The organism is Mesorhizobium sp. M0587 (assembly GCF_040320945.1).
Classification (GTDB): Bacteria; Pseudomonadota; Alphaproteobacteria; order Rhizobiales; family Rhizobiaceae; genus Mesorhizobium.
On record NZ_JAMYQP010000008.1, the window covers coordinates 125,752 to 149,972 of the forward strand.

Annotated in this window: 23 protein-coding genes and 2 pseudogenes; 11 read left to right on the forward strand and 14 right to left on the reverse strand. The window is 63.3% G+C overall.

Features of this window, described 5'->3' with window-relative positions:
* Positions 1 to 5 precede the first annotated feature (5 nt).
* The gene (gene dapE, locus NKI49_RS10150; protein WP_352603461.1) at positions 6 to 1,199 is read right to left on the reverse strand and encodes a succinyl-diaminopimelate desuccinylase; all 1,194 of its coding nucleotides are present in this window, start codon (positions 1,197 to 1,199) and stop codon (positions 6 to 8) included.
* A gap of 177 nt (positions 1,200 to 1,376) precedes the next feature.
* Between dapE and NKI49_RS10155 the strand changes: the two are divergent.
* Positions 1,377 to 2,246 (forward strand): annotated as a pseudogene (locus tag NKI49_RS10155) (2-dehydropantoate 2-reductase); the annotation flags it as partial.
* A gap of 10 nt (positions 2,247 to 2,256) precedes the next feature.
* Here NKI49_RS10155 and NKI49_RS10160 read toward each other — a convergent pair.
* The 4 genes and pseudogenes from NKI49_RS10160 to dapD form a co-directional block, all read right to left on the reverse strand.
* Positions 2,257 to 3,042 (reverse strand): annotated as a pseudogene (locus NKI49_RS10160) (hypothetical protein).
* A gap of 14 nt (positions 3,043 to 3,056) precedes the next feature.
* Positions 3,057 to 3,449 (reverse strand): DUF805 domain-containing protein, encoded by a 393-nt coding sequence (locus NKI49_RS10165; protein WP_081689702.1) that lies wholly within the window; start codon positions 3,447 to 3,449, stop codon positions 3,057 to 3,059.
* Positions 3,427 to 3,789 (reverse strand): DUF805 domain-containing protein, encoded by a 363-nt coding sequence (locus NKI49_RS10170; protein ID WP_352603459.1) that lies wholly within the window; start codon positions 3,787 to 3,789, stop codon positions 3,427 to 3,429. Before NKI49_RS10170 ends, NKI49_RS10165 begins: the two co-directional genes overlap by 23 nt.
* 72 nt (positions 3,790 to 3,861) lie before the next feature.
* A complete protein-coding gene (gene dapD, locus NKI49_RS10175; protein ID WP_352603457.1) occupies positions 3,862 to 4,716 on the reverse strand; it encodes a 2,3,4,5-tetrahydropyridine-2,6-dicarboxylate N-succinyltransferase in 855 nt (284 codons plus the stop codon).
* 144 nt (positions 4,717 to 4,860) lie between these two features.
* On the opposite strand from dapD, the gene NKI49_RS10180 reads away from it, so the two are divergent.
* Positions 4,861 to 5,706 carry an LOG family protein gene (locus tag NKI49_RS10180; protein WP_352603455.1) on the forward strand — a complete coding sequence of 282 codons (846 nt, stop codon included), beginning with the start codon at positions 4,861 to 4,863 and terminating at the stop codon, positions 5,704 to 5,706.
* 47 nt (positions 5,707 to 5,753) lie between these two features.
* Here NKI49_RS10180 and NKI49_RS10185 read toward each other — a convergent pair whose 3' ends face one another.
* Positions 5,754 to 6,464 (reverse strand): pyrimidine 5'-nucleotidase, encoded by a 711-nt coding sequence (locus NKI49_RS10185; protein WP_352603453.1) that lies wholly within the window; start codon positions 6,462 to 6,464, stop codon positions 5,754 to 5,756.
* Between the two features lie 161 nt (positions 6,465 to 6,625).
* On the opposite strand from NKI49_RS10185, the gene NKI49_RS10190 reads away from it, so the two are divergent.
* The 3 genes from NKI49_RS10190 to NKI49_RS10200 all read left to right on the forward strand — a co-directional run bounded on the left by NKI49_RS10190 (position 6,626) and on the right by NKI49_RS10200 (position 9,250).
* On the forward strand, positions 6,626 to 7,387 hold the full coding sequence (locus NKI49_RS10190; protein WP_352603451.1) for a GGDEF domain-containing protein: 762 nt from the start codon (positions 6,626 to 6,628) through the stop codon (positions 7,385 to 7,387).
* Positions 7,388 to 7,598: 211 nt separating this feature from the next.
* Positions 7,599 to 7,814: a hypothetical protein gene (locus tag NKI49_RS10195; protein ID WP_352603449.1), complete on the forward strand. Its 216-nt coding sequence runs from the start codon at positions 7,599 to 7,601 to the stop codon at positions 7,812 to 7,814.
* Complete coding sequence (locus tag NKI49_RS10200) at positions 7,811 to 9,250, forward strand: GMC oxidoreductase (RefSeq protein ID WP_352603447.1); 1,440 nt, start codon at positions 7,811 to 7,813, stop codon at positions 9,248 to 9,250. Before NKI49_RS10195 ends, NKI49_RS10200 begins: the two co-directional genes overlap by 4 nt.
* Positions 9,251 to 9,321: 71 nt before the next feature.
* Here the strand turns inward: NKI49_RS10200 and phhA are convergent, their stop codons facing one another.
* On the reverse strand, positions 9,322 to 10,158 hold the full coding sequence (phhA, locus tag NKI49_RS10205; RefSeq protein ID WP_352603445.1) for a phenylalanine 4-monooxygenase: 837 nt from the start codon (positions 10,156 to 10,158) through the stop codon (positions 9,322 to 9,324).
* A 139-nt stretch (positions 10,159 to 10,297) separates the two neighbouring features.
* Between phhA and NKI49_RS10210 the strand changes: the two genes are divergently transcribed.
* A complete protein-coding gene (locus tag NKI49_RS10210; RefSeq protein WP_352603443.1) occupies positions 10,298 to 10,774 on the forward strand; it encodes an Lrp/AsnC family transcriptional regulator in 477 nt (158 codons plus the stop codon).
* A 216-nt stretch (positions 10,775 to 10,990) separates the two neighbouring features.
* On the opposite strand, the gene argB is transcribed toward NKI49_RS10210, so the two are convergent.
* Together argB and NKI49_RS10220 are read right to left on the reverse strand one after the other, a co-directional pair.
* The gene (gene argB, locus NKI49_RS10215) at positions 10,991 to 11,884 is read right to left on the reverse strand and encodes an acetylglutamate kinase (RefSeq protein ID WP_352603441.1); all 894 of its coding nucleotides are present in this window, start codon (positions 11,882 to 11,884) and stop codon (positions 10,991 to 10,993) included.
* A gap of 208 nt (positions 11,885 to 12,092) precedes the next feature.
* Entirely contained in the window at positions 12,093 to 13,589 is a 1,497-nt protein-coding gene (locus NKI49_RS10220; RefSeq protein ID WP_352695620.1) for an amidase, read from the reverse strand.
* A gap of 150 nt (positions 13,590 to 13,739) precedes the next feature.
* On the opposite strand from NKI49_RS10220, the gene NKI49_RS10225 reads away from it, so the two are divergent.
* The 4 genes from NKI49_RS10225 to msrB all read left to right on the forward strand — a co-directional run bounded on the left by NKI49_RS10225 (position 13,740) and on the right by msrB (position 16,484).
* Positions 13,740 to 14,279, forward strand: a complete 540-nt coding sequence (locus NKI49_RS10225; protein WP_352603503.1) for a sigma-70 family RNA polymerase sigma factor — start codon at positions 13,740 to 13,742, stop codon at positions 14,277 to 14,279.
* The gene (locus NKI49_RS10230) at positions 14,276 to 14,998 is read left to right on the forward strand and encodes an anti-sigma factor (protein WP_352603501.1); all 723 of its coding nucleotides are present in this window, start codon (positions 14,276 to 14,278) and stop codon (positions 14,996 to 14,998) included. Before NKI49_RS10225 ends, NKI49_RS10230 begins: the two co-directional genes overlap by 4 nt.
* Before the next feature lie 221 nt (positions 14,999 to 15,219).
* Positions 15,220 to 15,777, forward strand: coding sequence for a fasciclin domain-containing protein (locus NKI49_RS10235; protein WP_352603437.1), 558 nt, complete (start codon positions 15,220 to 15,222; stop codon positions 15,775 to 15,777).
* Positions 15,778 to 15,980: 203 nt separating this feature from the next.
* The gene (gene msrB / locus NKI49_RS10240) at positions 15,981 to 16,484 is read left to right on the forward strand and encodes a peptide-methionine (R)-S-oxide reductase MsrB (protein ID WP_352603435.1); all 504 of its coding nucleotides are present in this window, start codon (positions 15,981 to 15,983) and stop codon (positions 16,482 to 16,484) included.
* Positions 16,485 to 16,819: 335 nt separating this feature from the next.
* Here msrB and NKI49_RS10245 read toward each other — a convergent pair whose 3' ends face one another.
* Positions 16,820 to 18,415, reverse strand: a complete 1,596-nt coding sequence (locus NKI49_RS10245; RefSeq protein ID WP_352603433.1) for a DHA2 family efflux MFS transporter permease subunit — start codon at positions 18,413 to 18,415, stop codon at positions 16,820 to 16,822.
* 22 nt (positions 18,416 to 18,437) lie between these two features.
* Complete coding sequence (locus NKI49_RS10250; RefSeq protein WP_352695622.1) at positions 18,438 to 19,622, reverse strand: HlyD family secretion protein; 1,185 nt, start codon at positions 19,620 to 19,622, stop codon at positions 18,438 to 18,440.
* A 126-nt stretch (positions 19,623 to 19,748) separates the two neighbouring features.
* Between NKI49_RS10250 and NKI49_RS10255 the strand changes: the two genes are divergently transcribed.
* Positions 19,749 to 20,483: a TetR/AcrR family transcriptional regulator gene (locus NKI49_RS10255; protein ID WP_352603431.1), complete on the forward strand. Its 735-nt coding sequence runs from the start codon at positions 19,749 to 19,751 to the stop codon at positions 20,481 to 20,483.
* Positions 20,484 to 20,827: 344 nt separating this feature from the next.
* Here the strand turns inward: NKI49_RS10255 and yihA are convergent, their stop codons facing one another.
* From yihA to yidC, 3 genes are all read right to left on the reverse strand, one after another.
* The gene (gene yihA / locus NKI49_RS10260; protein ID WP_352603429.1) at positions 20,828 to 21,487 is read right to left on the reverse strand and encodes a ribosome biogenesis GTP-binding protein YihA/YsxC; all 660 of its coding nucleotides are present in this window, start codon (positions 21,485 to 21,487) and stop codon (positions 20,828 to 20,830) included.
* Positions 21,484 to 22,122, reverse strand: a complete 639-nt coding sequence (locus NKI49_RS10265) for a CatB-related O-acetyltransferase (protein WP_352603427.1) — start codon at positions 22,120 to 22,122, stop codon at positions 21,484 to 21,486. The genes yihA and NKI49_RS10265 overlap by 4 nt, the downstream gene beginning before the upstream one ends.
* Before the next feature lie 272 nt (positions 22,123 to 22,394).
* Positions 22,395 to 24,215: a membrane protein insertase YidC gene (yidC, locus tag NKI49_RS10270; RefSeq protein ID WP_352603425.1), complete on the reverse strand. Its 1,821-nt coding sequence runs from the start codon at positions 24,213 to 24,215 to the stop codon at positions 22,395 to 22,397.
* Between the last annotated feature and the right edge of the window lie 6 nt (positions 24,216 to 24,221).

Consider the following 24,221-nt stretch of genomic DNA (forward strand, 5'->3'; position numbering starts at 1 on the left):
GCTACTCAGTCCTGTCCGAACCAGTCTTCGATGAAGCGCTGGTAAATCTGCGTCAGCGTTTCGAGGTCGGCAATGGCAACGCGCTCGTCGACCATGTGCATGGTCTTGCCGACCAGGCCGAACTCGACCACCGGGCAGTAATCCTTGATGAAGCGCGCATCCGATGTGCCGCCGGAGGTGGAGAGCGCCGGCTGCTTGCCGACGACGGCCTTGATCGAACCGCCGAGCGTCTCGATCAGCCTGTCGTCACGGGTCAGAAAAACATGGCTCGGCCGGTCGCGCCAGACGAGATCGTAGTCGACCGGCGTTTTCTTGGCCTGCCGGTATTTCCTGCGCTTTGCCGCCTGGTCGAGTCGGTTGTGAATCTCGGCCTGCACGGTCTCCGCCGTCCAACTGTCGTTGAAGCGGATGTTGAAGGTAGCTAGCGCCTTGGCCGGGATGACATTGGTGGCCGGGTTGCCGACATCGATGGAGGTGACCTCCAGATTGGTCGGCTGGAAATCCCTGGTTCCCTTGTCGAAGACAGGATGCAGCAGGGCGTCGACCAGGCTCATCAGCCCGCGCACCGGATTGTCGGCAAGCTGCGGATAAGCGGCATGGCCTTGGCGGCCATTGACGGTGATGGCGCCGGAGATGGAGCCGCGACGGCCGATCTTGATCATGTCGCCCAGCGCGTCCGGGTTGGTTGGCTCGCCGACGATCGAGGCATCCCACTTCTCGCCCCTGGAAGCCGCCCATTCGAGCAGCTTGACCGTGCCGTTGATGGCCGGGCCTTCCTCGTCGCCGGTGATCAGCAGCGAGACCGAACCTTTTGGGCCGCCATTTGTTTCGACATGGCGCGCCACGGCAGCGATGAAGCAGGCAATGCCGCCCTTCATGTCGACGGCGCCCCGGCCATACATCTCGCCATTGGCGATCTCGGCGGCGAAAGGCGGATGCGTCCAGGCGGCTTCGTCGCCGACCGGCACCACGTCGGTATGACCGGCAAACATCAAATGGCGGCCGTTGCCGGAACGCCGTGCATAAAGGTTTTCGATATCGGGCGTGCCATCCTCGGAAAACACCGGCCGATCGACCAGGAAGCCGAGCGGTTTCAGCATTGTTTCCAGCGCGCTCAGCGCGCCGCCTTCGGCGGGCGTCACCGAAGCGCAACGGATAAGGGCGGCGAGGTTTTCGGCGGGATCGGTCGGCAGCGTCATGGCAAAAGCGATAGTCGAAAGCAGGGGGCCTGTCACGGCCAGACATGGCGACCAGCCCAATGGCCGGCGATACCGCCGACATTATGGTTTTCATGTCGTATAGTTGGTGCCGGTGCGGAGCGACGGGATGGTGGAAGCGGACAAGACGATCGTCATCGCGGGTGCCGGCAGCATCGGTTGCTATGCTGGCGGCTGCCTGGCGCTCGCCGGGCGCCGGCTTGTTCTGCTGGCCCGGCCCCGCATCAGGCGGCGTTGCGGCAAGGCGGAATGCGGATCACCGATCTCGAAGGCCGCGATCGCCCGATCAAGCCGGAGGCGCTTGTCGTCACCACCGACCCGGCCGTCGCCTTGCCGCAGGCGGATGTGATCCTGGTCACGGTCAAGAGCGGTGCGACCGAAGACGTGGCCGCGCTCATCAGGGCTCACGCTCGGCCCGACGCTGTTGTGGTCAGCCTGCAGAACGGCGTCGACAATGCCGACAGGCTGCGCGCCTGGCTTGACGGCCGAACGGTGCTGGCCGGCATGGTGCCGTTCAATGTCGTGCAATCGCCCGACGGCGAGTTGCCGCTGCGCATCCACCGCGCCAGCGACGGCAAGGTGATGGTGGAGGACGGCGCCGGGCTTGTGGGCCTTCTCGGTGTCGAAGGGCTTGCGGTCGAAGCCCATGGCGACATGAAGGCGGTGCTGTGGGGCAAGCTGCTGACGAATTTGAATAACGCGCTGGTGGCGCTCTCCGGTCTGCCGCTCGCAACCGAATTGTCCGATCGGCGCTGGCGGCTGATCCTGGCCGGCCAGATCGACGAGGCACTGGCCGCAATGAAGGCCTCCGGCATCGTGCCGGCACGGATCGCGGGCTTGCGGCCGGCACTGCTGCCGAAAATGCTTAGCTTGCCGGACTGGCTGTTCAGGCTGCTGGCGCGGCGCTTGCTGGCGATCGATCCTGAGGCGCGTTCGTCGATGTGGGACGATTTGCAGCGCGGCCGGCGAACGGAAATCGACGAATTGCAAGGCGCCATTCTGCGGCTGGCGGACCAAGCGGGCACGCCGGCGCCGACGATCAAACGGATCGCCGGCTTGGTGCGCGAGGCGGAAACGGGCAGGCATGGCTCGCCCGGCCTGACGCCGGAGCAGGTCAGCGCGCGGCCGGACGACCTTCGATCAGCGTGATCTTCTGCCAGATCTTGCGTGACAGGTTGGATGCCAGGTTCTCGATGTCGTTGACGCCGTCGATAACCACGTCGTCATTGACCGACTGGGCGAACAAGGCCGCGATCTTGCCGGTGATCGACAGCATTTCGGAGCAATAATCGAGGTAACGCGCCAGATCGGCGGGCTTGGTGATACGGGCCGGCGAATGCGTGGTCGGTTTGAAACTGGTGGAAAGAGCGGCCGGGTCCTTGGTCAGTTGGTGCATGTCGATGACGTGGATCAGCGATCGCAGGCCGTGCAACTGGCGAAAGACCTGCTTGCGCTTGATGCGCTCCTCGGAGCGGATCAAGGCGAGGAAGCCGACAATGGCGAGGATGAGCATGTTGAGCGAGGCTTCGATGCCTTGCACCGACTGGACGGCGTCACCGGGTTTGGAAATGCGGTCGAACGGCAGGACCGTGCCGACGAAGATGAACATCAGTGCGCCGGCGGCGACAGCGGCAATGACGAGGCCGCGCAACCACCAGATCGGCGCTTCCAGCGCCTTGGCGCCCTTTGCCAGATCGCGCGAAAGGGACACCAGCTCGGCGGCGACGCCGCGCAGGCCCGCCTCGGGAAAACGCTCGGCGACGCGTACCTCGAGCCGTTGCGCGGTCTCGATGATCAGTTCCGGATCGAGCGTGCGGTAGCGCATGGCGCCGGTCGCCCTCAGGGTTGGGCAGGCTCGTTGGTGCGCCGGCCATAGCGGTTGGGCCCAGGCTGCCCTGGAAACAGGCACAAGACAAGGAAGGCGACGATCGAGACGACCGGCACGAACAGGATGACCGCGGCGATACCCGGCTTGTCAAAATCATGCAGCCGCTTCACCGCCAGCGCGATGTTCGACCAAAGCGATGCGATGAAGGCGACGAAGAAGATGAACGACCACATGTTGCTCTCCGCCGAGCCTTCCGGCACCAGCGTGAAACGGTAGAGCGGAAAGGCCTGTATGATGGCGACGAGCAATCCGCCAAGAAAATAGGCCGCGCGACTGACGCGGCCCGATGTCTTGAAGAAAAGCCAAGTGAGATCCGGTCTGTCAGGCAAGCGGGTCCTGTCCATATTGATTGGCACCCCGGGTGCCTTCGAGAATGCCGAGTTCGACCAGCAGCCAGATGCCGCCGATAACGGGTACGAAGCCGATCAACGTCCACCAGCCCGACTTGTTGCGGTCGTGCCAGCGTTTGGCATAGAGGGCAATCGCGAAATAGATCGACGCCAGCGCAAACAGGATACCGAGGATGCCGATCTGGGCGCCGCTGGCCGTGGTGAAACGTGTGCCGAGGATCGCATCGAGAATGAACGCAACGACGCCGATAGCGAGGAATATGCCGATGCCGGCCCAGAACTTGGCGCGGTTGATGCGGCCGTCGAAACTTGTGAGCAGATATTTCCAGTCCATGTCACCCCTCCATATTGAACCAGCGCGACCGATTGTCGCGCCGGCGGAAGGTGCGCCCGCTTTGCGGAAAGATCAATCGCGCAACAATTCGTTGATCGAGGTCTTGGACCGGGTCTTGGCGTCGACGCGCTTGACGATGACGGCGCAATAGAGGCTGGGGCCCCAGTTTTCGCCCGGCACGTTCTTGCCCGGCATCGTGCCGGCGACGACGACGGAATTCGGCGGCACTTCGCCATAGAAAACCTCGCCGGTTGCGCGGTCGACGATCTTGGTCGACTGGCCGATGAAGACGCCCATGCCAAGCACCGAGCCTTCGCGCACGATGCAGCCTTCGACCACCTCCGAGCGGGCGCCGATGAAGCAATTGTCCTCGATGATGGTGGGGCCGGCCTGCATCGGCTCCAGCACGCCGCCGATGCCGACGCCGCCAGACAGATGCACGTTCTTGCCGATCTGGGCGCAGGAGCCGACCGACGCCCAGGTGTCGACCATGGTGCCCGAGTCGACATAGGCGCCGACATTGACGAAGGACGGCATCAGCACCGCGCCCGGCGCGACATAGGCGGAGCGGCGCACCACCGACGACGGCACGGCGCGGAAACCCGCCTTCTCGAAATCGACGGCGCTCCAGCCGTCGAATTTGGAAGGCACCTTGTCCCACCACACCGATTGGCCGGGGCCGCCCTTGATGATCTCCATCGGGTTCAGCCGGAAGGACAACAGCACCGCCTTCTTCAGCCACTGGTTGACATGCCATTTGCCGTCGGGCTGGCGCTCGGCGACGCGGGCGACGCCACGGTCGAGCAGGTCGAGCGCCGACTGGATGGCGTCTCGCGTCTCGCCGCGCGTCGCCGTCGAAATCGCGTCGCGTTCCGAGAAAGCCTTCTCGATGGTCTTTTCGAGGCTCGCCAGATCGGGTTTCGACATGATTTCGCTCCATTACCAAGCTGTTAAGGGCCTGAGCCTTAACCTGTCTAAAAGTCGCGCGGACCCTATGTTAAGGCTCAAAGGGGGTCAATCGCGTGTGCGTCACGGGACGGCGCAGTTAAGGGAATTGGACGGGTGGATTTGATGACTCCCATGGAAAAGGCGGGATGGACGCCGCTGCCGCACTCGGACGAGGATCTGGAGCGGTCGAAAAGCGTGCCGGACACGCCGCAGACGCGCGCCGAAACCTACCGGCTGGCGTGGAACGACCCCGACTTCATGACGCGGCGCGAACTGCGCGCGGTGCGCCTGCAGCTGGAACTCCTGAAACCGGAAATGATCCTGGCCGAACGCGGCATCCGTTCGACGGTGATCCTGTTCGGCGGCGCGCGCCTGCCCGAGCCCGGCGGCGAGGCCTGGGCGGCCAAGAACGAGACGCAGAAGAAGAACCTCGAGGAAAACAGCAAATATTACGAGGAGGCGCGCAAATTCGCCCGCCTCTGCTCGCAACAGTCGGCCACTTCATACTACCGGGAATATGTGGTGGTGACCGGCGGCGGGCCCGGCGTGATGGAGGCGGGAAATCGTGGCGCCGACGATGTCGGCGCACCCTCGATCGGCCTCAACATCGTCTTGCCGCATGAGCAGGCGCCGAACGCCTATGTGACGCCTGAGCTCTGTTTCAACTTCCACTATTTCGCTATCCGCAAGATGCACTTCGTCATGCGCGCCAAGGCGGTCGCGGTGTTTCCTGGTGGCTTCGGCACGATGGACGAGTTCTTCGAGACGCTGACCCTGATCCAGACCGGGCGCATGGAACGCGTGCCGGTGATCCTGTTCGGCAAATCGTTCTGGAAAAGGGCGATCGACCTCGACTTCCTCGCCGAACAGGGCACGATCAGCCCCGGCGACCAGGACATCATAGATTTCGTCGACACCGCCGACGAGGCATGGGGCATCATCAGCCAATTCTATAAGCTAGGTGAGTAGTGAGTAGTGAGTAGTGGAGACTGCAAGCGGCTCCTACTCACTACTCACTACTGCCTTATTCCCACAACTATCTCCGTCAGGAACTCGGCAAGATCGTCGGTGACGAAGTCGACGTCGTCTTCCTGGGCGGGATCACGTTCCCATATCTCGGAGAAGGTCGGTTCGAAATTGCGCGGCACCACCAGCACCGTGGTCATGCCAAGCGACTTCGGCACGGAAAGGTTGCGGGCGAGGTCCTCGAACATCACTGCATTGTGGCCGGTGACGGCGTGCAGCTCGGCGAACTTTTCATAGGTCTGACGCGCCGGCTTGGGATTGAGGCCGGCGGCGACGATGTCGAAGATGTCGTCGAAATGATCAAGGATGCCGAGCTGGCGGGCGGTGCGTTCGGCATGCCTGCGGTCGCCGTTGGTGAAGATGAACTTGCGGCCCGGAAGCTGGCGGATGGCGGTGCCGAGAACGGGATCCGGCACCAGCCACGAATAGTCGATGTCATGCACCTTTTCGAGAAAATCGTCGGGATCGATATTGTGGCGCGTCATCAGCCCGTTCAGCGTCGTGCCGTATTCCAGATAAAGCTCCTTCTGCAACTTGCGCGCCTCCTCGCGCGGCAGCGCCAGCAGTTCCCCGACATAGGCGGTCATCTTGACGTCGATCTGCGAAAACAGATTCGAATGATGCGGATAGAGCGTGTTGTCGAGGTCGAACACCCAGTCGGTGACATGAGCGAAACGGGCGGGATCAGGGAGCGTCGTCATGCGCTCCTTATCGCATGAAACGTCGGGACTGAAAGGAACTTTATCCACAACTTCTACGCGACGAGAGTGGCAGAAATGGCTTTAAGATTCAAATTTTAAGCATCCCGGAAAGGTGACATTCAGGGCTTGCTGGCACAGAGACAGTCCTGTGGGAGCCAGCGATGAACAGCATAATTCTGAAATCCGCCGCCATCGCTTTCGCCTCAGTCGCCGCCTCTCTCCTGCTGACGCTGATCATCGTTCCGGCCATGGGATTCCCGGTCAACCGGACGATCTGGTTGACCTCGACGCTTTGTCCGCTGGTGCTTGCATGGGCGGCCTGCGCCGGCACCGTCTGGCAGAGCGACAGGCTGAAAAACGCGCATCGCGAGCTTGCCCGCGCCCATGCCCAGCTTGCCGCCGCGCACCGCCGCCTGGCGGAAAAGGCAAGCCGCGACGACATGACCGGCATGCTCAACCGGGAGAGCTTCTTTGCAGCGCTCGACGGTTCGCGCCGCAAGTCCGATCGCGGCGCGCTGCTGATCATCGATGCCGACCACTTCAAGGCGGTCAACGACAGTTTTGGCCACCTGACCGGCGATGACGCGCTGCTGTTGATCGCCAGCGCCATTGAGCGCGGCGTGCGCGGCGGCGATGTGCTCGGCCGCATCGGCGGGGAGGAGTTCGGCGCGTTTCTCGTCGGCGCCACCGAACAGGAAGCCAAGCGCGTTGCCGAACGCATTCGCCGCGAAGTCGAGTTGATCCGCTTCCGGCCCGTCGACGAACGGACCATTCCGCTGACCGTCAGCATCGGCGGGACCGTCTGCGGCGAAGACGTCAACGTATCGGAGCTGATGCGGGCCGCGGACAGGCGCCTGTATCAAGCCAAGCATCGCGGGCGCAACCTGGCGATCCTCGACACCGATCTTTCCGAGGCGGCGTGAGGCTGGCCGATCCAGCGCACGCTCAATCCAGGGTCGCTAAGGGTTCTCTAACCCTGTTTGCATTCGGTTGTGCCGCTTGCACGCCGTTTTGGTGGGTTGCTGCCAAGCTTGGCACGATACTGGCGTCAGTCATTATGCGTGTGCCGTTTCGGGGAACAGTCGTTCCGGGAACGCCATGCGCCGATCGAGGCCCTTACCCGAGAGACCAGTCATGAGTTTCTTCATAAAAAACATATCGCGCCGCACGATCGTACAGGCGCTGATCGCACTGCCTGCCCTGTCCTTGTTCCGCAAGCTGCCTGATGCCGATCCTTCGCATGCCGGTCCATCCCGGGCCGGCCCATCCCGGGCCGACCCATCCAGAAACGACCCGGACGAGATCGTCGAGGTCAATGGCTGGATCCTGAAGCGCAGTGACCTGGCATGATCTTCGACAGCTACGAGGCGTATCGCGCCGCCGACTTCAAGCCCAGGGTCTGCATCCTCGGTTCCGGCCCGGCCGGCACCACCATTGCCCGCAAGCTTGGCGCCTCGGGCATTCCGGTGGTGGTGCTGGAGGCCGGTTCCAGGGACTTCAGCGACGAGTCGCAGGATTTCTACCGCGGCGCCACGGTCGGCGATTTCTATTTCGATCTCGACATCACAAGGCTGCGATACATGGGCGGCAGCTCCAACCACTGGGCCGGCTGGTGCCGTGTGCTCGACAAGCAGGACTTCGAGCCGAAGGCTTGGGTGCCGGATACCGGATGGCCTATCCGCCGCACCGACATCGAGCCGTATTTGCCGGAAGTGCGCGACATCCTCGACCTCCCCGACTTCCGCCCCGACATGCCGATCTCGGACGACATCCGCTGGGTGCAATTGATCAAGAGCCCGGCGGTGCGCTTTGCCGAAAAGTTCGGCGACGAACTCGACAAGAGCCGGAACATCGCCGTCGTGCTCAACACCTATGCCACCTCGCTCGCCGGCGACGGCAGGCGCGTGACGGGCGCCAGACTGTGGTCCGACGGGCAGGACGCCGGCTCGTTCAGCGCCGATTATTTCATCGTCTGCACCGGCGGGCTGGAGAATTCACGGCTGTTGCTTTGGTCGAACCAGCGCTCGAATGGCGGCGTGGTGCCGAACGCGACGGCGCTCGGCCGCTACTGGATGGAACACCCGACCTTCCAGGGCGGCAACGCCATCCTGTCAAACTATGGCGAGTTCGAGGTGGATGCCGTCAACGAGGCCTTCTTCTCGCCGACGCTTGCCGCGACGGAGCGCCTGCGGATCATGAATTTCGGGATCAGGCTGATCAAGACGCCTTATCCGGGTGTCAAGAACCTCATCGCCGATCTCGCCTGCACGGCGCCGAACATGGCCGAGTGGATGTCCTCCAAGCTCAGCCAGAACCTGCGCTGCGCGGCCCAGCTCTATGTCGCCTGGGAGCAGGCGCCGCTGGCCGCCAACCAGATCGACCTGTCAAAGACCGAAGTCGACCATGCCGGCGTGCCGCGCATCGAGCTGCACTGGCAGAAATCGGAACTGGAACGCCGCACCCTTCTCGAAGGACTGAGGCTGTTCGGCACGACGTTGATCGAGAAGAATCTCGGCCGCGTACGCATCGCCGACTGGATCATCAATGATCAGGACTATCCGACCGATGACGAGACCGCGGGCCACCACCATATGGGCGGCACGCGCATGGGTAGCGACGTCACCAAGAGCGTGGTCGACGCCAACTGCAAGGTGCATGGCATGGACAATCTCTATGTCGGCGGCTCATCGGTGTTCTGTACATCCGGTCAGGCCAACCCGACGACGACGATCACCGCGCTGGCCTGCCGGCTGGGGGAACACCTGAGCAAGGTGGTCGGCGCCTGACGGTTCCGCCGGCAAACTCGTCCGCATCGCCGCAACACGATGTTGGGCGATGCGAAATTCGCCAGCGTGGGTCAGACCGTCGCCGGATCGAGCGCCGGCTGGCCCTTGCGGCGGGCGACGATCGCCTCGAAATCAGCGGTCTGGAAGGCGTCGCGCAAGGCGTCGAAGGACGGCAGCACGAAATAGGCGCGCTGGAACTTGTCGATCTCGTAGCCGGTGCGCATCACCGTTTCCAGGTCGAAGGGCACATGGTGGGCGTCCTTGCCGTCGACGGCGAACTGCAATTCGGTGAAGGACGACATCAGGCCGGCGCCAAAGGCCTTCAGCGGCTGGCCGGCCTCCTGGATGAGGCCGTATTCGGCCGTGTACCAGTAGAGCCGGGTGATCATCTCGTCGCCGCCCAGCGCAATGATGTCGCCGGCCTTGCGGCCGTACATCTGCATGAAATCGGCGAACACCGGCTGCGACAGCACCGGCACGTGGCCGAAGAAATCGTGGAACATGTCCGGCTCGACGATGTAGTCGAGTTCCTGCCTCGTGCGCAGCCAGTTGGTGACGGGGAAGCGGCGGTTGGCGAGGTGGTCGAAGAACGGTGCGGCCGGAATGAGACCGGGCACGGCCACGATCTCCCAGCCGGTCAGCTCACGCAGCTTGGCGCTGACCTCGTCGAAGTCCGGGATGCGGTCCAGCAGGCCGAGCTTCTCGACACCGTCGAGGTAGGAGTGGTGGGCGAGCTTGCGCGTCAGTTTGGTCTGGCGGTCGCATAGCGTGCGCCACACCGCCTGTTCCTCGGCACTATAATCATAGCCTTGCGCCACGGTGAAATCGGCGCGGCAGACCGAATAGTCGCCGCGCAACCCTTGCGCCGCGCAGTCGCGGGCATATTCGGCAACGCTCATCGTCGTCATGGTTTTTCTCCTCGCAAATCATGAATGGCTGACGTGCAGCAAGACTAACCGGATTTGCCGAGGCAAATCGGTTTCGATGATGGCGCGAACGCGACATCTGGGATAATATTCACTCACAAAATAAATCAGGGGAGTGAAAATGCCTCAATTCGACGATTTCGAGATCAGGATGCTCGATGTGCTGCAACGCGACGGACGTAAGCCTGTGTCCGAACTGGCGCAGGAGGTGGGCCTGTCGACGACGCCTTGCGCGCGGCGTTTCGAGGCGTTGCAGGATGCCGGCATCATTAAGGGCTTTGCCGCCGTGATCAGCCGCCGCGCCGTCGGCCTGATGGTCGAGGTGTTCATCCAGGTTCGCCTTGTCAGCCATAGCGACGGTTCGCCCGAGAGCTTCATTGCCGCGGTGCAACGCATGGACGAGGTGTCGTCATGCTGGACGATGACCGGCGACCACGATTTCCTGCTGCATGTCATGGTGCCGTCGGTCGACGAACTCAACGCCTTCGTCATGCACCGGCTGATGCGGCTCGAGGGCGTGCGCGACGTCCATACGCAATTGGTGCTGCAGAACATCAAGGGACCCGGCCACGTGCCGCTTGGACATCTCAGGCGATGACATCGCTTCGCTTCGGCATTCCTGCCGAAAAGCAGCACGCAAACTGCTGAAACGGGCCAATCGGGCGTCCACATCGCCGGCCGGCATGCACGGACCAACCTCCCGGGGGTCCGCCATGGAAGGCCAGACGCTTGCCGAATTCTGGCTCGGGCCACAGGACGCGGAAGAGGAAATCGACGACCGGCGCGCAAGCCTGCCTGACCGGCCGGCGGCCGCTCAGGGCACGATCAGCGTGCCGGCGCCGTGTTCGGTGAACAGTTCGAGCAGCACCGAATGCGGCGTCTTGCCGTTGAGGATGACGACACCCTCGACGCCGCGCTCGATCGCCTCGATGCAGGTCTCTACCTTGGGGATCATGCCGCCCGAGACCGTGCCGTCCCGGATCAGCGCCCTGGCTTCGGCAACGGTCAGTTCGTCGATCAGCTTCTTGTTCTTGTCGAGCACGCCCGGCACGTCGGTCAGGAACAAAAGGCGCGAGGCCTTGCAGGCGCCGGCGATGGCGCCGGCGAAGGTGTCGGCATTGATGTTGTAGGTGTGGCCGTCGCGGCCCGGCGCCACCGGCGCCAGCACCGGGATCATTTCGGAGCGCGCCAGAAGGTCGAGCAGCGTGCGGTCGACCTCGACCGGCTCGCCGACGAAACCGAGATCGAGCACCCGCTCGATGTTGGAGTCCGGATCGATCATCGTCTTGCGGGCCTTTTCGGCGAAGACCATGTTGCCGTCCTTGCCGCACAGGCCGATCGCCCATTCGCCCTCGGCATTGATGAGAGCGACGATCTCCTTGTTGATCGAGCCGGCCAGCACCATCTCGACGATCTCGACCGTCTTCTGATCGGTGACGCGTAGGCCGCCCTCGAACTTCGATTCGATGCCCATCTTGGTCAGCATGGCGCCGATCTGCGGTCCGCCGCCATGGACGACGATCGGGTTGACGCCGGACTGCTTCAACAGCGCGATGTCGCGCGCGAAGGCCTTGCCGAGTTCGCTGTCGCCCATGGCGTGCCCGCCATATTTCACCACGACCGTCTTGTTCTCGTAGCGCTGCATGTAAGGCAGCGCCCTGGAAAGCAGGGCTGCCTGCATCTCGGCGGTGGCGGTTATTTCCGTCATCGGCGTGGTTCCCGGCTTTTGATTTTATGCATCTCGTTGTCCCAAAACCGCTAAGCACTTCTGGGCGACATGCACTTGGTAAGGACGGCGGCGTCTTAGCGGGAATTGACGCGCGCCGCAAATGGCTTTGCTGCCATATTCGAGCGCCTCACGACCTCGTCATCACGATGGCACCACCGGTGCCATCCCGGTGGCACCACCGGTGCCATCACGAGGGCACCATCAGCGGCGCCCTGCGGCCGAGCCATCCCGAGATCTTCTCCATCTGCGCGGCCAGCGACAGCAGTGTCTCCTCGTCGCCCGGGCGGCCGGCGGCCTGGATCCCGAGCGGCAGGCCGGCGTCGGTGACATGGACGGGCAGCGCGATCGACGGTTGGCCGCTGACATTCTGGATCGACGGCCAAGGGGTGAACCAAAGGCTCTTGTCCATCATCTGGCCGAAAAACGGCCTCAGCTTCAGCAGCGGCGTGAGGTGAAGCCTGTCGAGCAGGTTTTCGATGAGTTCATCGGCGCCTTTCGGATCCATGGCGCCGCAAGCCAGCGGCGGATGGGCGATGATCGGCATCAGCACGGCGTCATAGTGCGCGGTCTCTTCGATCACCCGCCGCGAGGCCCCGTGCAGCCGCTGCAACGCGGCATAGGTCTCGCCGGCCGAAACCAATTCACCCAATCTGCCGAGCACCCGCGTGGCGCGCTCGACGTCGCCGGTCACGGAACGGCCGACGCGCAGCGTTTCGGCCCGCATCGTGCCGGCGACGGCGGAAGCAACCGTCCTGCAGAAGTCGGCGACGAACTCGCGGCCGATGGAGGGCAGGTCGATTTCCTCGACCGTGTGGCCGCCCTCGCGGGCGAGCGCCACCGCCGTGTCGAGTGCTTTCAACGTCTCGGTCGAAATCGGCAGGCCGAGCGGCGATTTGCGGTACATGGCGAGCCTGAGCTTGCCGGGATCGCGCGCGGCGGCGGAAGCGAACGTCCCCTTCGGCGGCGGGGCGGCATAGGGCGACAGAATATCCGGACCATGAGTGAGATCGAGCAGCAGTGCGCAATCGCGCACCGAACGGGTGACCGCATGGTCGACGACCATGCCGTACCAGCTTTCGCTCACCAGGGGCGTCAGCGGGATTCGGCCCCGCGAGGTCTTGAGCCCGACAAGCCCGGTGCAGGCGGAAGGCACCCGGATCGAACCGCCGCCATCGGAGGCATGCGCCACCGGCACGACGCCGGCGGCGACCAGTGCCGCCGACCCTCCGGATGAGCCGCCGCTGGTGTGGCCGGTGTTCCACGGATTGCGGGTGATGCCGAAAGCCCTGGATTCGGTCATCAGCCGCAGCCCATGTTCCGGCGACGTCGAGGTGACGATCGGAATGAGCCCGGCGGCGAGATAGCGCTCGGTCATCACCGAATTGACGTCGGGTAGCCAAGCCGGAATGCGGCTGCCGCCATGCGTCGGCACGCCCTTGATGGCGATGCCGAGATCCTTGATGGCGAAGGGAACGCCGGCCAGCGGCAGCGAGCGGTCGATGCTCTTCGCCCGCGCCCGCGCGGCGTCATAGAGCGGCTGGGCGGTCGCATTGATTTCCGGCCTTGTGGCCTCGGCGCGCGCGATCGCCGCTTCGGTCAGCTCGATCGCGGACAGCTCGCCCTTGCGGACCAGCCCTGCGAGGCCGGTGGCGTCTTCTTGCCAAAGTATCCGTTCGACCGACATGCGCGTTCCCCCACTGCCGGCAAGCTAGCCAGTGGCGATTTCCTTGGCAATCAAAGGTTTGCGTGCGCGGGGCGACACCCGCGATGTTTGAGGTGCACAAGTCAATTTCCGCCGTTGCAAACACATTACAACAGCCTAATTTGCCTGGCCATGACGCCGCAGGACATCACCAAGCTGATCGTCCGGACCTCGATGAAGGATCGGGCCGCTTTCGATCTGCTCTACAGGCAGACCAGCGCGAAACTTTTCGGCGTGTGCCTTCGTGTATTGAACGACCGGGGAGACGCGGAAGAAGCGCTACAGGAAGTCTTCGTCAAGATATGGACGAAGGCCGACCGTTTTGCCGTCTCCGATCTCAGTCCGATCTCCTGGCTGGTGGCGATCGCGCGCAATCACGCGATCGATCGCGTGAGGGCGCGGCGCAAGCCTGCCGCCGATATCGACGCCGCGCTCGACGTGGCCGATCCGGCGCCGGGACCTGAAGCGATGGCGGTGTCGGGCGACGAATCCGAACGCATCCATCATTGTCTTGAGGAGTTGGAGCAGGACCGGGCGGCGGCCGTCCGGGGCGCCTATCTCAAGGGCGAAAGCTATGCCGAACTGGCGGAGCGCCACAGTGTGCCGCTGAACACGATGCGTACCTGGCTGCGCCGCAGCCTGATGAAACTGAGAGAATGCCTGGAAAGATGACGCTTGCAGAGGACAATGGACCGGAACGTGGAGGCGACGATTTGCTCGCCGCCGAATACGTTCTCGGCGTGCTGCCGGCGGACGAGCGGCAGCTTGCGTCCAGGCGCATCGACGCGGAAAGCGGTTTCGCGCGGCTTGTCGAAGGCTGGGAGGTTCATCTCTCGCCGCTGGCCGCCGCATATCCGGAAATCGAGCCCCCGGCTTCGGTGAAGCCGGCGATAGATCACCGGTTGTTTGCGTCAGGGGCGGCGACGCCCGCCGAATCGCGCGGTGGGCTGTGGTCGAGCCTCGCCTTCTGGCGCCGCCTTGCGGCGGCGGCGGTTGCCGCGCTGGCGATCTACATCGCCGTGCCCATTCTCAACCCGCCGGCCGTGCAGCCACAGACGCGCCTTGTCGCCTCGCTTGCCGCCGCCGGCTCCGACGTCAAATATCTCGCCATCTACGACGCCGCGCATCATGACGTCAGCCTGTCGCACGTTTCCGGCGAGCGCGCCGCCGGCAAGGACTTCGAACTGTGGATGATCGAAGGCAAGAATGCCCCGGTCTCGATGGGCGTCATCCCGGCCGGTACGACGGCACGTCTGGCGATTTCGCCGGCCGTGCAGGAAAAGCTCGCCATGGGCGCGGTGCTGGCCGTCAGCCTCGAACCGACAGGCGGTTCGCCGACCGGCCAGCCGACCGGGCCGGTGGTTGCCGCAGGCGATTTGAAGAGCATCTGAGCGACCGATCTCGCGCCAGCGATCAACAGAATATTTCAAGTCTATCCTCCGTTTGCCGTGACCTGTCGATTCTATGGCAGGAACATCCTGGCGCACAAAAAATCCGTCCAGCACCACGAAGGAACAAAAAACTGCGAACGTTCTGAAACTCTCGCTTTTGTGCTCCGTATCTCCTCGCGTCCCTAAAAATGGGAAGAGAAAAACCCGAGGAGTTTGACATCATGCGTAAATTCGCCACCCTTTTGCTTGCCGGTACGGTCGCCGTTTCAGCGCTTGCCACTGCGGCCTATGCCCAAAATCCGATGGTCGGCGGCGCCGCCATGTTCGCCAACAAGACCATCGTCGAGAACGCCGTCAACTCGAAGGACCACACAACGCTGGTCGCCGCTGTCAAGGCTGCCGGCCTGGTCGACACCTTGCAGGGCGCCGGTCCGTTCACCGTGTTCGCGCCGACCAACGAGGCCTTCGCCGCACTGCCCGCCGGCACCGTCGAGACGCTGCTCAAGCCCGAGAACAAGGACAAGCTCACCAAGATCCTGGCCTGCCATGTCATCGGCGCCAAGGCGATGGGAGCCGATGTGGCCGCCATGGCCAAGGCCGACGGCGGCGCGCATCAGGTCAAGACCGCCGGCGGCTGCGAATTGTCGCTCAAGGCCGAGGGCGGCAAGGTCACCGTCACCGACGAGAACGGCAATGTCGCCAATGTGACGATCGCCGATGTCGAACAATCCAACGGCGTCATCCACGTCATCGACAAGGTTCTCTTGCCCAAGATGTAACAAAGGGCCTGCCGCGGGCGAAGTTGCAGCAAGGGCTCTCGGTCGGTTGCAGGTCTCGCTCCCGTGATCCGCAACCGGCACGCGCTCCGCGCCGTTCAGATGTGGAACGGCGCGGAGTATCCGTTCCGGGAACTCACCCGTCACCGGCTTTTGATTTCCGACTGGCGGCATAGTTGGCTAAGAGACGACAGGAGGAACTGGTCATGAACCGTCGCGACTTTCTTTTGAGCGGCGCCGCGACGATCGGCATCGTCGGGGCCGCGGCGACAATGCTGCGGATGGGCAAACCTGAGGCCGCGCGGGCCGCCGAAAGATTCGAAGTCACCAAGACGGAGGCCGAGTGGAAGGCCATCTTGTCGCCGGCCGCCTTTGACGTTCTGCGCAAGGAAGGCACCGAATATCCCGGCACCAGCCCGCTTCTCAACGAACACCGCAAGGGCATCTTCGCCTGTGCCGGCTGCGACCTGCCGGTTTACCCGTCCGAGACGAAATTCGATTCCGGCACCGGCTGGCCGAGCTTCTGGCAAGAGATCGCCAATGGCATCGGCAAGACCGAGGACAGGTCGCTCGGCATGACCCGCATCGAGGTGCATTGCCGCCGCTGCGGCGGCCATCTCGGCCATGTCTTCGACGATGGCCCTGCGCCGACCGGCCTGCGCCACTGCATCAACGGCGTGGCGCTGACCTTCAAGCCCGCAACGGCCTGACAAGAACCGTTCACGGGAACGCAGGACCGCTCGATTTCCGACAGCCGCCGCCTTGGAATGAGGGTGTCTCGAGATTTCCACTGCGCTAGACTCCGCTTTGGCGATGTAGGATTATATTCTCACATCGGCGCGGATTTGTCAAGCCCATAATCGTCGTGGGACCAGATCCCGGCCGGAATACGAAAAACTCCGGGCTTGCGGCCCGGAGTTTTTGCGCGGTCAGAATTTTCGGGCGTGGACTGGAGGAACTTCCCGAAACCGCTGCCCACGTTTCCTTGTTTTGGCGCAATTCCGGACGGAAAACCGTTTCGCGGTTTTCCTGGAATTGCTTGGTGTCAGTGCCCGCCGCCGCCTCCGCCGCCGGCCGCGACCGGCTTGCGGATCAGCATGGTGAACAGGCCGAGCGTCGCGAACAGCACCGTCAGCATGTAGAACACGTCCATGAAGGACAGCAGCGCCGCCTGCTGATGGACCATGCCCGACAGCTTGGAGATCGCGGCGCTAGCGGCATCGAGGCCGGCGGTCTGCTCGAAATTGACCGTCATGTTCTGCAGCTTTTGCTGCGCGGCGGCACTGCCCCACTCCACATGTTCGGAGAGCCGGGCGTAGTGGAAGGCATTGCGGTCGATCAGCACGGTGTTGATGATGGCAAGGCCGACGGCGCCGCCAAGGTTGCGGGTGAGATTGAACAAGCCTGACGCATTCTTCAGCCGCTCGGGCGGCAAGGTGCCGAGCGCGATGTTGTTGATCGGCACCATGCACAGCATCATCGAACAGCCGCGCAGGATCTGCGGGATGAGCAGCTCGTAAAAGTCCCAGTCGGCGGTCAGATGCGTCATCCACCAGGTGCCGGTGGCGAAGCCGAAGAAGCCGATCATCATCATCAGGCGTGGATCCATCTTGTTCGACAGGATGCCCGAGATCGGCGCGGTGAAGAACATGGCCAGTCCGCTGACGAACAGCGCCTCGCCGATCATCATCGAATCGTAGCCGCGGATGCGCCCGAGGAAGACCGGATAGAGATAGGTCAGGCCATAGAGGCCGATGCCGATGACGAAGGAAAACAGCGAGCCGAAGGCGAAGTTGACGTTGCTGAAGGCCCGAAGGTCGACGATCGGTTCCTCGGCGGTGAAGACACGCCAGAAGAACAGCACCGCGCCAATAGTCATGATGACGGCGCAGATGAACACCGCCTGGTCCTGCAGCCAGTCATTGTTCGGCCCTTCCTCGAGCACATATTCCATGCAGCCCAGGAAGGCTGCCATGCCGGCGAGGCCCCACCAGTCGAATTTGCTGAACAGCTTGAGATTGGGCTTGTCGAAGTCGATCAGCGACCAGGCCGCGGTCGTCACCAGGATGCCGGGCACGACATTGACCAGGAACAGCCAGTGCCAGGACATGGCGTGGCTGATATAGCCGCCGACGGTCGGGCCGATGGTCGGCGCCAGGGTCGCGACAAGGCCGATCATCGGCGAAACGACGGCGCGGCGCGAGGGCGGGAAAATGGTGAAGGCGGCCGCGAACACGCTCGGGATCATGCCGCCGCCGATGAAGCCCTGGATGGCGCGGTAGACGATCATCTGATCGATGTTGGTGGCGGTCGCGGCGAGCGCGCTGGCCGCGGTGAAGCCGGCGGCCGAGACCGTGAACAGCACCCGCGTCGACAGCATCCGGCTGAGAAAGCCCGACAGCGGGATCATCACCACCTCGGCGATGAGGTAGGCGGTCTGCACCCACGGGATCTCGTCGGAACTGGCGCTCAGGCCCGCCTGGATCTCGGCCAGCGAGGCCGAGACGATCTGGATGTCCAGGATCGCCATGAACATGCCGAACACCATCGCCAGGAAAGCGATGACGCGCCGCGTCGAGATGGTCTCGGGGGCGGCCGGCCTCGCCGGCGGCGCTCCCGCGGTCAGGGTTGCTGTTGCCATGGCATTGCTCCCCGGCGTCCGATCAGTTCGACGACGCGACGGGTGCCGTGCGGCTGTCGACGTCGACGATGACGCTCAAGCCGGCGCGCAGCCTGCCGCTCTTCAGCACGTCGGCCGGCACGTCGATGCGGACCTGAACGCGCTGCACCACCTTGGTGAAGTTGCCGGTGGCGTTTTCGGGCGGCAGCAGCGAGAACACCGCTCCCGAAGCCGGCGCCAGCGACGAGACGGTGCCCTCGAAATCCTGGCCGCCGATCGCGTCGACCGAGATCTTGACCTTTTCGCCTGGCACGAGGCGGGCAAGTTGGGTCTCCTTGAAGTTGGCGACGATGTAGAGCTTGTCCATAGGCACGACGACGGCGAGCTTCTGGCCCGGGCTGACGAGATCGCCCTGTTCGACGGAACGGTTGCCGACGACGCCGTCATAGGGCGCCTTGAGCACGGTGAAGGAAAGGTCGCGGGCGGCCTTGTCGCGGGTGAGCTGCAGGGAGGCGAGCGTGCTTGCCGATTCGGCACGCTGCGCCTCGAGCACGCCGATGTTGGCCTGTGCGGCGGCGATCTGCGCGTCGGCGCCGACCAGGGCGGCATTGGCCTGGTCGAGCGCGGTCTGGGCATCGTCCAGCTGCGCCTGCGTGCCGACATGCGTCTTGAGCAGTTGCGCGGCGCGCTGCTGGGCGCGAGCGGCGTTGCCGGCGGCTGCCTGGTCGGCGACCTTCTGTGCCTGCGCCTGCTGCAGCGAAGCCTGCGCGGCCTTGGTCTGCGCGTCGATGCGGTCGAGCGTCTTCGACAGCGTGGCCATCTGCGCCTCGGCCTGGGCAACGGCTATCTTGTAATCGCCGCTATCGATCGTCAGCAGCGGGTCTCCAGCCTTGACCAGCTGGTTCTCGCTGACCTTGACCTGGTCGACATAACCGGAAATCTTGGGCGAAACGAACGCCATGTCGGCCTGGACATAGGCATCGTCGGTCGAGATCATGAAACGGCCCGTGGTCCAGTAATTATAGCCATACCAGGCGCCGGCGCCGAGCAGCGCGAGGCCGATGACCGGCAGCAGAAACGAACGTACGGAGCGCTTCTTCCTGGCCGGCGCCTCGACCGGCATAGCGACGGCAGGTTGGACAGGCACTTCCGGTGCTTCCGTTGCCGGGGCAACCTTGGCGGTGGGGAAGGGGCGGACTTCGGCTGACGTGGGCGCGTTCGAGGACATGACATCTCTCTAATTTAACAAAACTGAACCGTTCGGTTCGATCGAGCCGTTGACATAGCGCGGAAAGAGGACCATATCAAGAGCAATCGAACCGCTTGGTTCGAATTATTTCGAGGTGCGACTTTTATGGCCGAGACTACGCCCGACGCCGAAAACGATGCCTGCGGCGACCTGTTGGACAGCTTGCGCCGGGGCCGCCCCGCCGCCGGCCAGGACCCGGTCAAGCGCAGCCAGATCATCGAGGGCGCGCGTCGCGTGTTCATCGAGAAAGGCTTCGAGGCCGCGTCGATGAACGACATCACGCGCGAGGCGGGCGTTTCCAAGGGCACGATCTATGTCTATTTCGCCAACAAGGAAGAGCTGTTCGAAGCGCTGATCGAGGAAGAGCGCGGCACCATCTTCAAGAACATGTACGACGTGCTCGACAGGGCCGACGACCTTCGCGAGACGCTGGTGAAGTTCGGCAAGGTGCTCGCCATCAAGATCACCTCGGCCAAGGTCATCCAGGCGCAGCGCACGGTGATCGGCGCGGCCGACAGGATGCCCGAACTTGGCGCGCGTTTCTATGAGCGCGGGCCGCGGCGCGGCCATGACAAGATCGTGGCCTTTCTCAACACCGCCATCGAGCGCGGCGTGCTGCGGATCGATGATGTCGATCTCGCTGCCTACCAGTTCACGGATCTTTGCCTGGCCGGTCTTTTCCGCCAGTGCATTTTCGCCTACCGCACCAAGGCGCCCAGCCAGAATGAGATCGACCACATCGTCAGGTCCGGCGTCAGCATGTTCCTGAAGGCCTATGGCACCGAAAGCCTTGTCTCGGAAGAAAGCCACCAGACGATCGCTCTGGAGGCAAAGCGGTAACATAGCCGGTCATGCCTCGACCATAACGAGCGATCGGAGCGCCTCCCCATCCGCTGCATCTCTCGGCAGGCGTCGCGGCATGGATCCTAGGGTCTGCGCCGCGTCGCTACGCTCCTTGCTCCGCCCTAGGATGACGAGGCGTGGAGGGCCTGAGACTAATCGTAAGCGCTGGAGCTTGGCATCGGTGGATGCTTGGTATCAACGGAACTCGGTATCAATGGTCGTCGGCAACCTTCGAGATTAGCCGAACATCTCTCCCGTCGTCATCCACGGGCGGAGCAAGGAGCGAAGCGACGCGGCGCAGACCCGAGGATCCATGCCGCGACTTCAAACGACGACATGTATCAGCCGCCATTGGCGGCGAGCACGATTGCCGCGCGCAGCTCTTCGAGGCCCTCGGCCTTTTCCGACGACGTCGCCAGGACGAACGGAAACGCCGCCGGCCGCTTCTTGATTTTCTGCAACGTTTCCTCGATCAGCCGCGGCACGCCGGCGGCCTTTATCTTGTCGGTCTTGGTCAGCACGATCTGGTAGGATACCGCCGCCTTATCGAGCAGCGACAGCACCTCGTCGTCCTTAGCCTTGATGCCGTGGCGGGCGTCGATCAGCACATAGACCCGCTTCAGCGTGACCCGGCCCTTGAGATAGTCGAAGACCAGCTTGGTCCATTCGTCGACCTTCTCCTTGGGCGCGGTGGCGTAGCCGTAGCCCGGCATGTCGACCATCGCCATTGGCGGCAGGTCGGCGCCCTCGCCCGTAAATCCATCCGGCACGAAATAATTGAGCTCCTGCGTGCGCCCCGGCGTGTTGGAGGTGCGGGCCAGGCCCTTCTGGTTGACCAATGCGTTGATCAGCGACGATTTGCCCACGTTCGAGCGGCCGGCAAAGGCGATTTCCGGCGGCCCTTCCGGCGGCAGGAACTTCATTGCCGGCACGCCGCGGATGAAGATCCATCCACGCGTAAACAGGTCGATGCCGATCGCGGTGCTGTTCAAGGCGTTCAAGTTGCTGCCTCCAGAAGAGAAATATCGGCGCCTCTGATGGCGTCGAGGTTGCGGCTGACCTTGTCCGCGGGCCAGTCCCACCATGCCACCGAAAGCAGCCGCCTGATTGTCCTGTCGTCGAAACGCATCTTCACCACCTTGGCCGCATTGCCGGCGACGATCGCATAGGACGGAACATCGTGCGTGACCACCGATTTCGCGGCGATGATGGCGCCATGGCCGATTTGCACGCCGGGCAGAATGACCGCCTCCATGCCGATCCAGACATCGCTGCCGACCACGGTGTCGCCGCGCACTTCCCTCGACCATGTGGTCGGGTCGAAACCGTTCTCCCAACCATGGCCGAAAATGTTGAACGGATAGGTGGAAAAACCGGACATGGCGTGGTTGGCGCCGTTCATGATGAAGCGCACGCCCTCGGCAATGGCGCAGAACTTGCCGATGACCAGCCTGTCGCCGATGAAGGCGTAGTGGTGCAGCACGCATTTTTCGGCGAATTTGTCCGGCCCGTCCGGATCGTCATAATAGGTGAAATCGCCGATCTCGATATTCGGCGCGGTGACCAGCGGCTTCAGGAACCCAACGCGGGTATGCATCGGGATCGGGTGCTTGATGTTGGGGTTGGGTCCGTCCATGTCGGTTCGTCCAGGAATTGGGTCGGTTCGTCCAGGAATTGGTCGCCAGTTGCGTCGGATATCCGCACGCGTCGGTCAAAAATAGCGCGATCCGCCCTATAGCACCAATTGCCCGGCGAGCGAGCCTTTCCTGGGCGGCCAGGTCCTCTTATTGCCGCGGGCACGCCCCAGCAGCACCGGGCTTCACCTATCCGGCCAAGCCTGCCAGCGTCCCCAACCTGAGCCCAAACAAAAAGCCCCGAACGGGGCTTTTTGACGCAAGAAATGGCGTTTTATTCCGCTGGTGACGGTTTCTTGCGGAACAGCGCGACCAGATTGTCCCACAGCTCGATCTTGGCGCCCTGGCGCTTCATGATCACGCCTTGCTGGAGGATCGAAAGCGTGTTGTTCCAGGCCCAGTAGATGACGAGGCCGGCCGGAAAACCCGCCATCATGAAGGTGAAGATGACCGGCATCCAGGTGAAGATCGCGGCCTGGGTCGGGTCCGGCGGCGTCGGGTTCATGCGCATCTGCAAGAACATGGTGACGCCCATGATCAGTGGCCACACGCCGATCATCAGCATGTGCGGCAGCGTGACCGGAACGAGGCCGAACAGGTTGAAGATCGACGTCGGATCGGGTGCCGCAAGATCCTGGATCCAGCCGAAGAACGGCGCGTGCCGCATCTCGATGGTGATGTAGAGCACCTTGTAGAGCGAGAAGAAGACCGGGATCTGCAGCGCCACCGGCCAGCAGCCGGCAAGCGGATTGATCTTCTCGGTCTTGTACAGCTCCATCATCGCCTGCTGCTGCTTCATCTTGTCGTCCGCGTATTTCTCGCGGATCTCCAGCATCTTGGGCTGCACCTTCTTCATGTTCGCCATCGACGCGTAGGACTTGTTGGCGAGCGGGAAGAAAATGGCCTTGACGATAACGGTGGTGGCCAGGATCGCCAGGCCGAAATTGCCGAGGAATTTGTAGAGCGTATCGATCAGCCAGAACATCGGCTTGGTGATGAAGTGAAACCAGCCCCAGTCGATCAGGAGGTCGAACCGCTTGATATGGCGGTCTTCCGCATAGGCGTTGATCTTGGCTACTTCCTTGGCACCGGCGAAGATTTCGGTCTCGACGGTCGCCGACTGGCCGGCCTCGACATTGATCGGGTCGGTGAGGAAGTCGGACTGGTAGCGGTGGCGGCCGTCCTCGAAATAGGCATAGCGCGGCTGGAACGGCTGCTTCTCGGTCGGCACCAGCGTGACGGCCCAGTATTTGTCGGTGATGCCGAGCCAGCCGTCGGTCGATTTGCCCGGCTGGTACTGCTTGTCCTTCTCGACGGACGCGTATTTGTGCTCCTGCAGGCCTTCCGCGCCGGTGAAGCCGATCAGGCCCTCATGCAGCACATAGGTGCTGGCGACCGCCGGCTTGTCGTAGCGCGTGACGCGGCCGTAGTTGAACAGCGAAACCGCGCCGCTGCCGGAATTCTGCACCGTGTCCGAGACCGTGAACATATAGTCGTGGTCGACGGAGAAGGTGCGCTTGAAGGTCAGGCCCTTGTCATTGGTGTAGGTCAGCGTCACCGGCGTCGACGGGCTCAACGTCGGATTGCCCTCCACGCTCCACACCGTCTCCGAGCCCGGCACCGCACCGGTCTTGTCGTTGCCGACGAAGCCGATCTCGGCGAAATAGCCGGTGGGCAGCGCCTGCGGATTGAGCAGTTCGATCTCGGGCGAATTCTTGTCGACGGTTTCCGTGTAGTGCTTGAGCTTGAGGTCGTCGAGGCGCGCGCCGGTCAGGCTGATCGAGCCTTCGAGGCTCGGCGTGTCGATCTTGACGCGCTTCGAAGCCGCCAGCGCCTGATCGCGGCTGGCGGTGGTGACGGTTTCGCCGCCGGGCGCATTGGGAATGGCACCTGGAGCCGTGGTACCCGGCGCCGGCGTTCCCGCGCCCGGGTTGGTCGCCTCGGCCGTCTTCTTCTGTTCTTCCGTGCGCTGCTGTTCGACGCGCGCGGCCTCTCGCTGCTGCTCGACGCGCGGGTTCATGTAGAACACCTGCCACAAAGTCAGGATCAGCACCGACAGCGCGATGGTGATGAAGAAGTTCCGGTTGTTTTCCATCGAGAG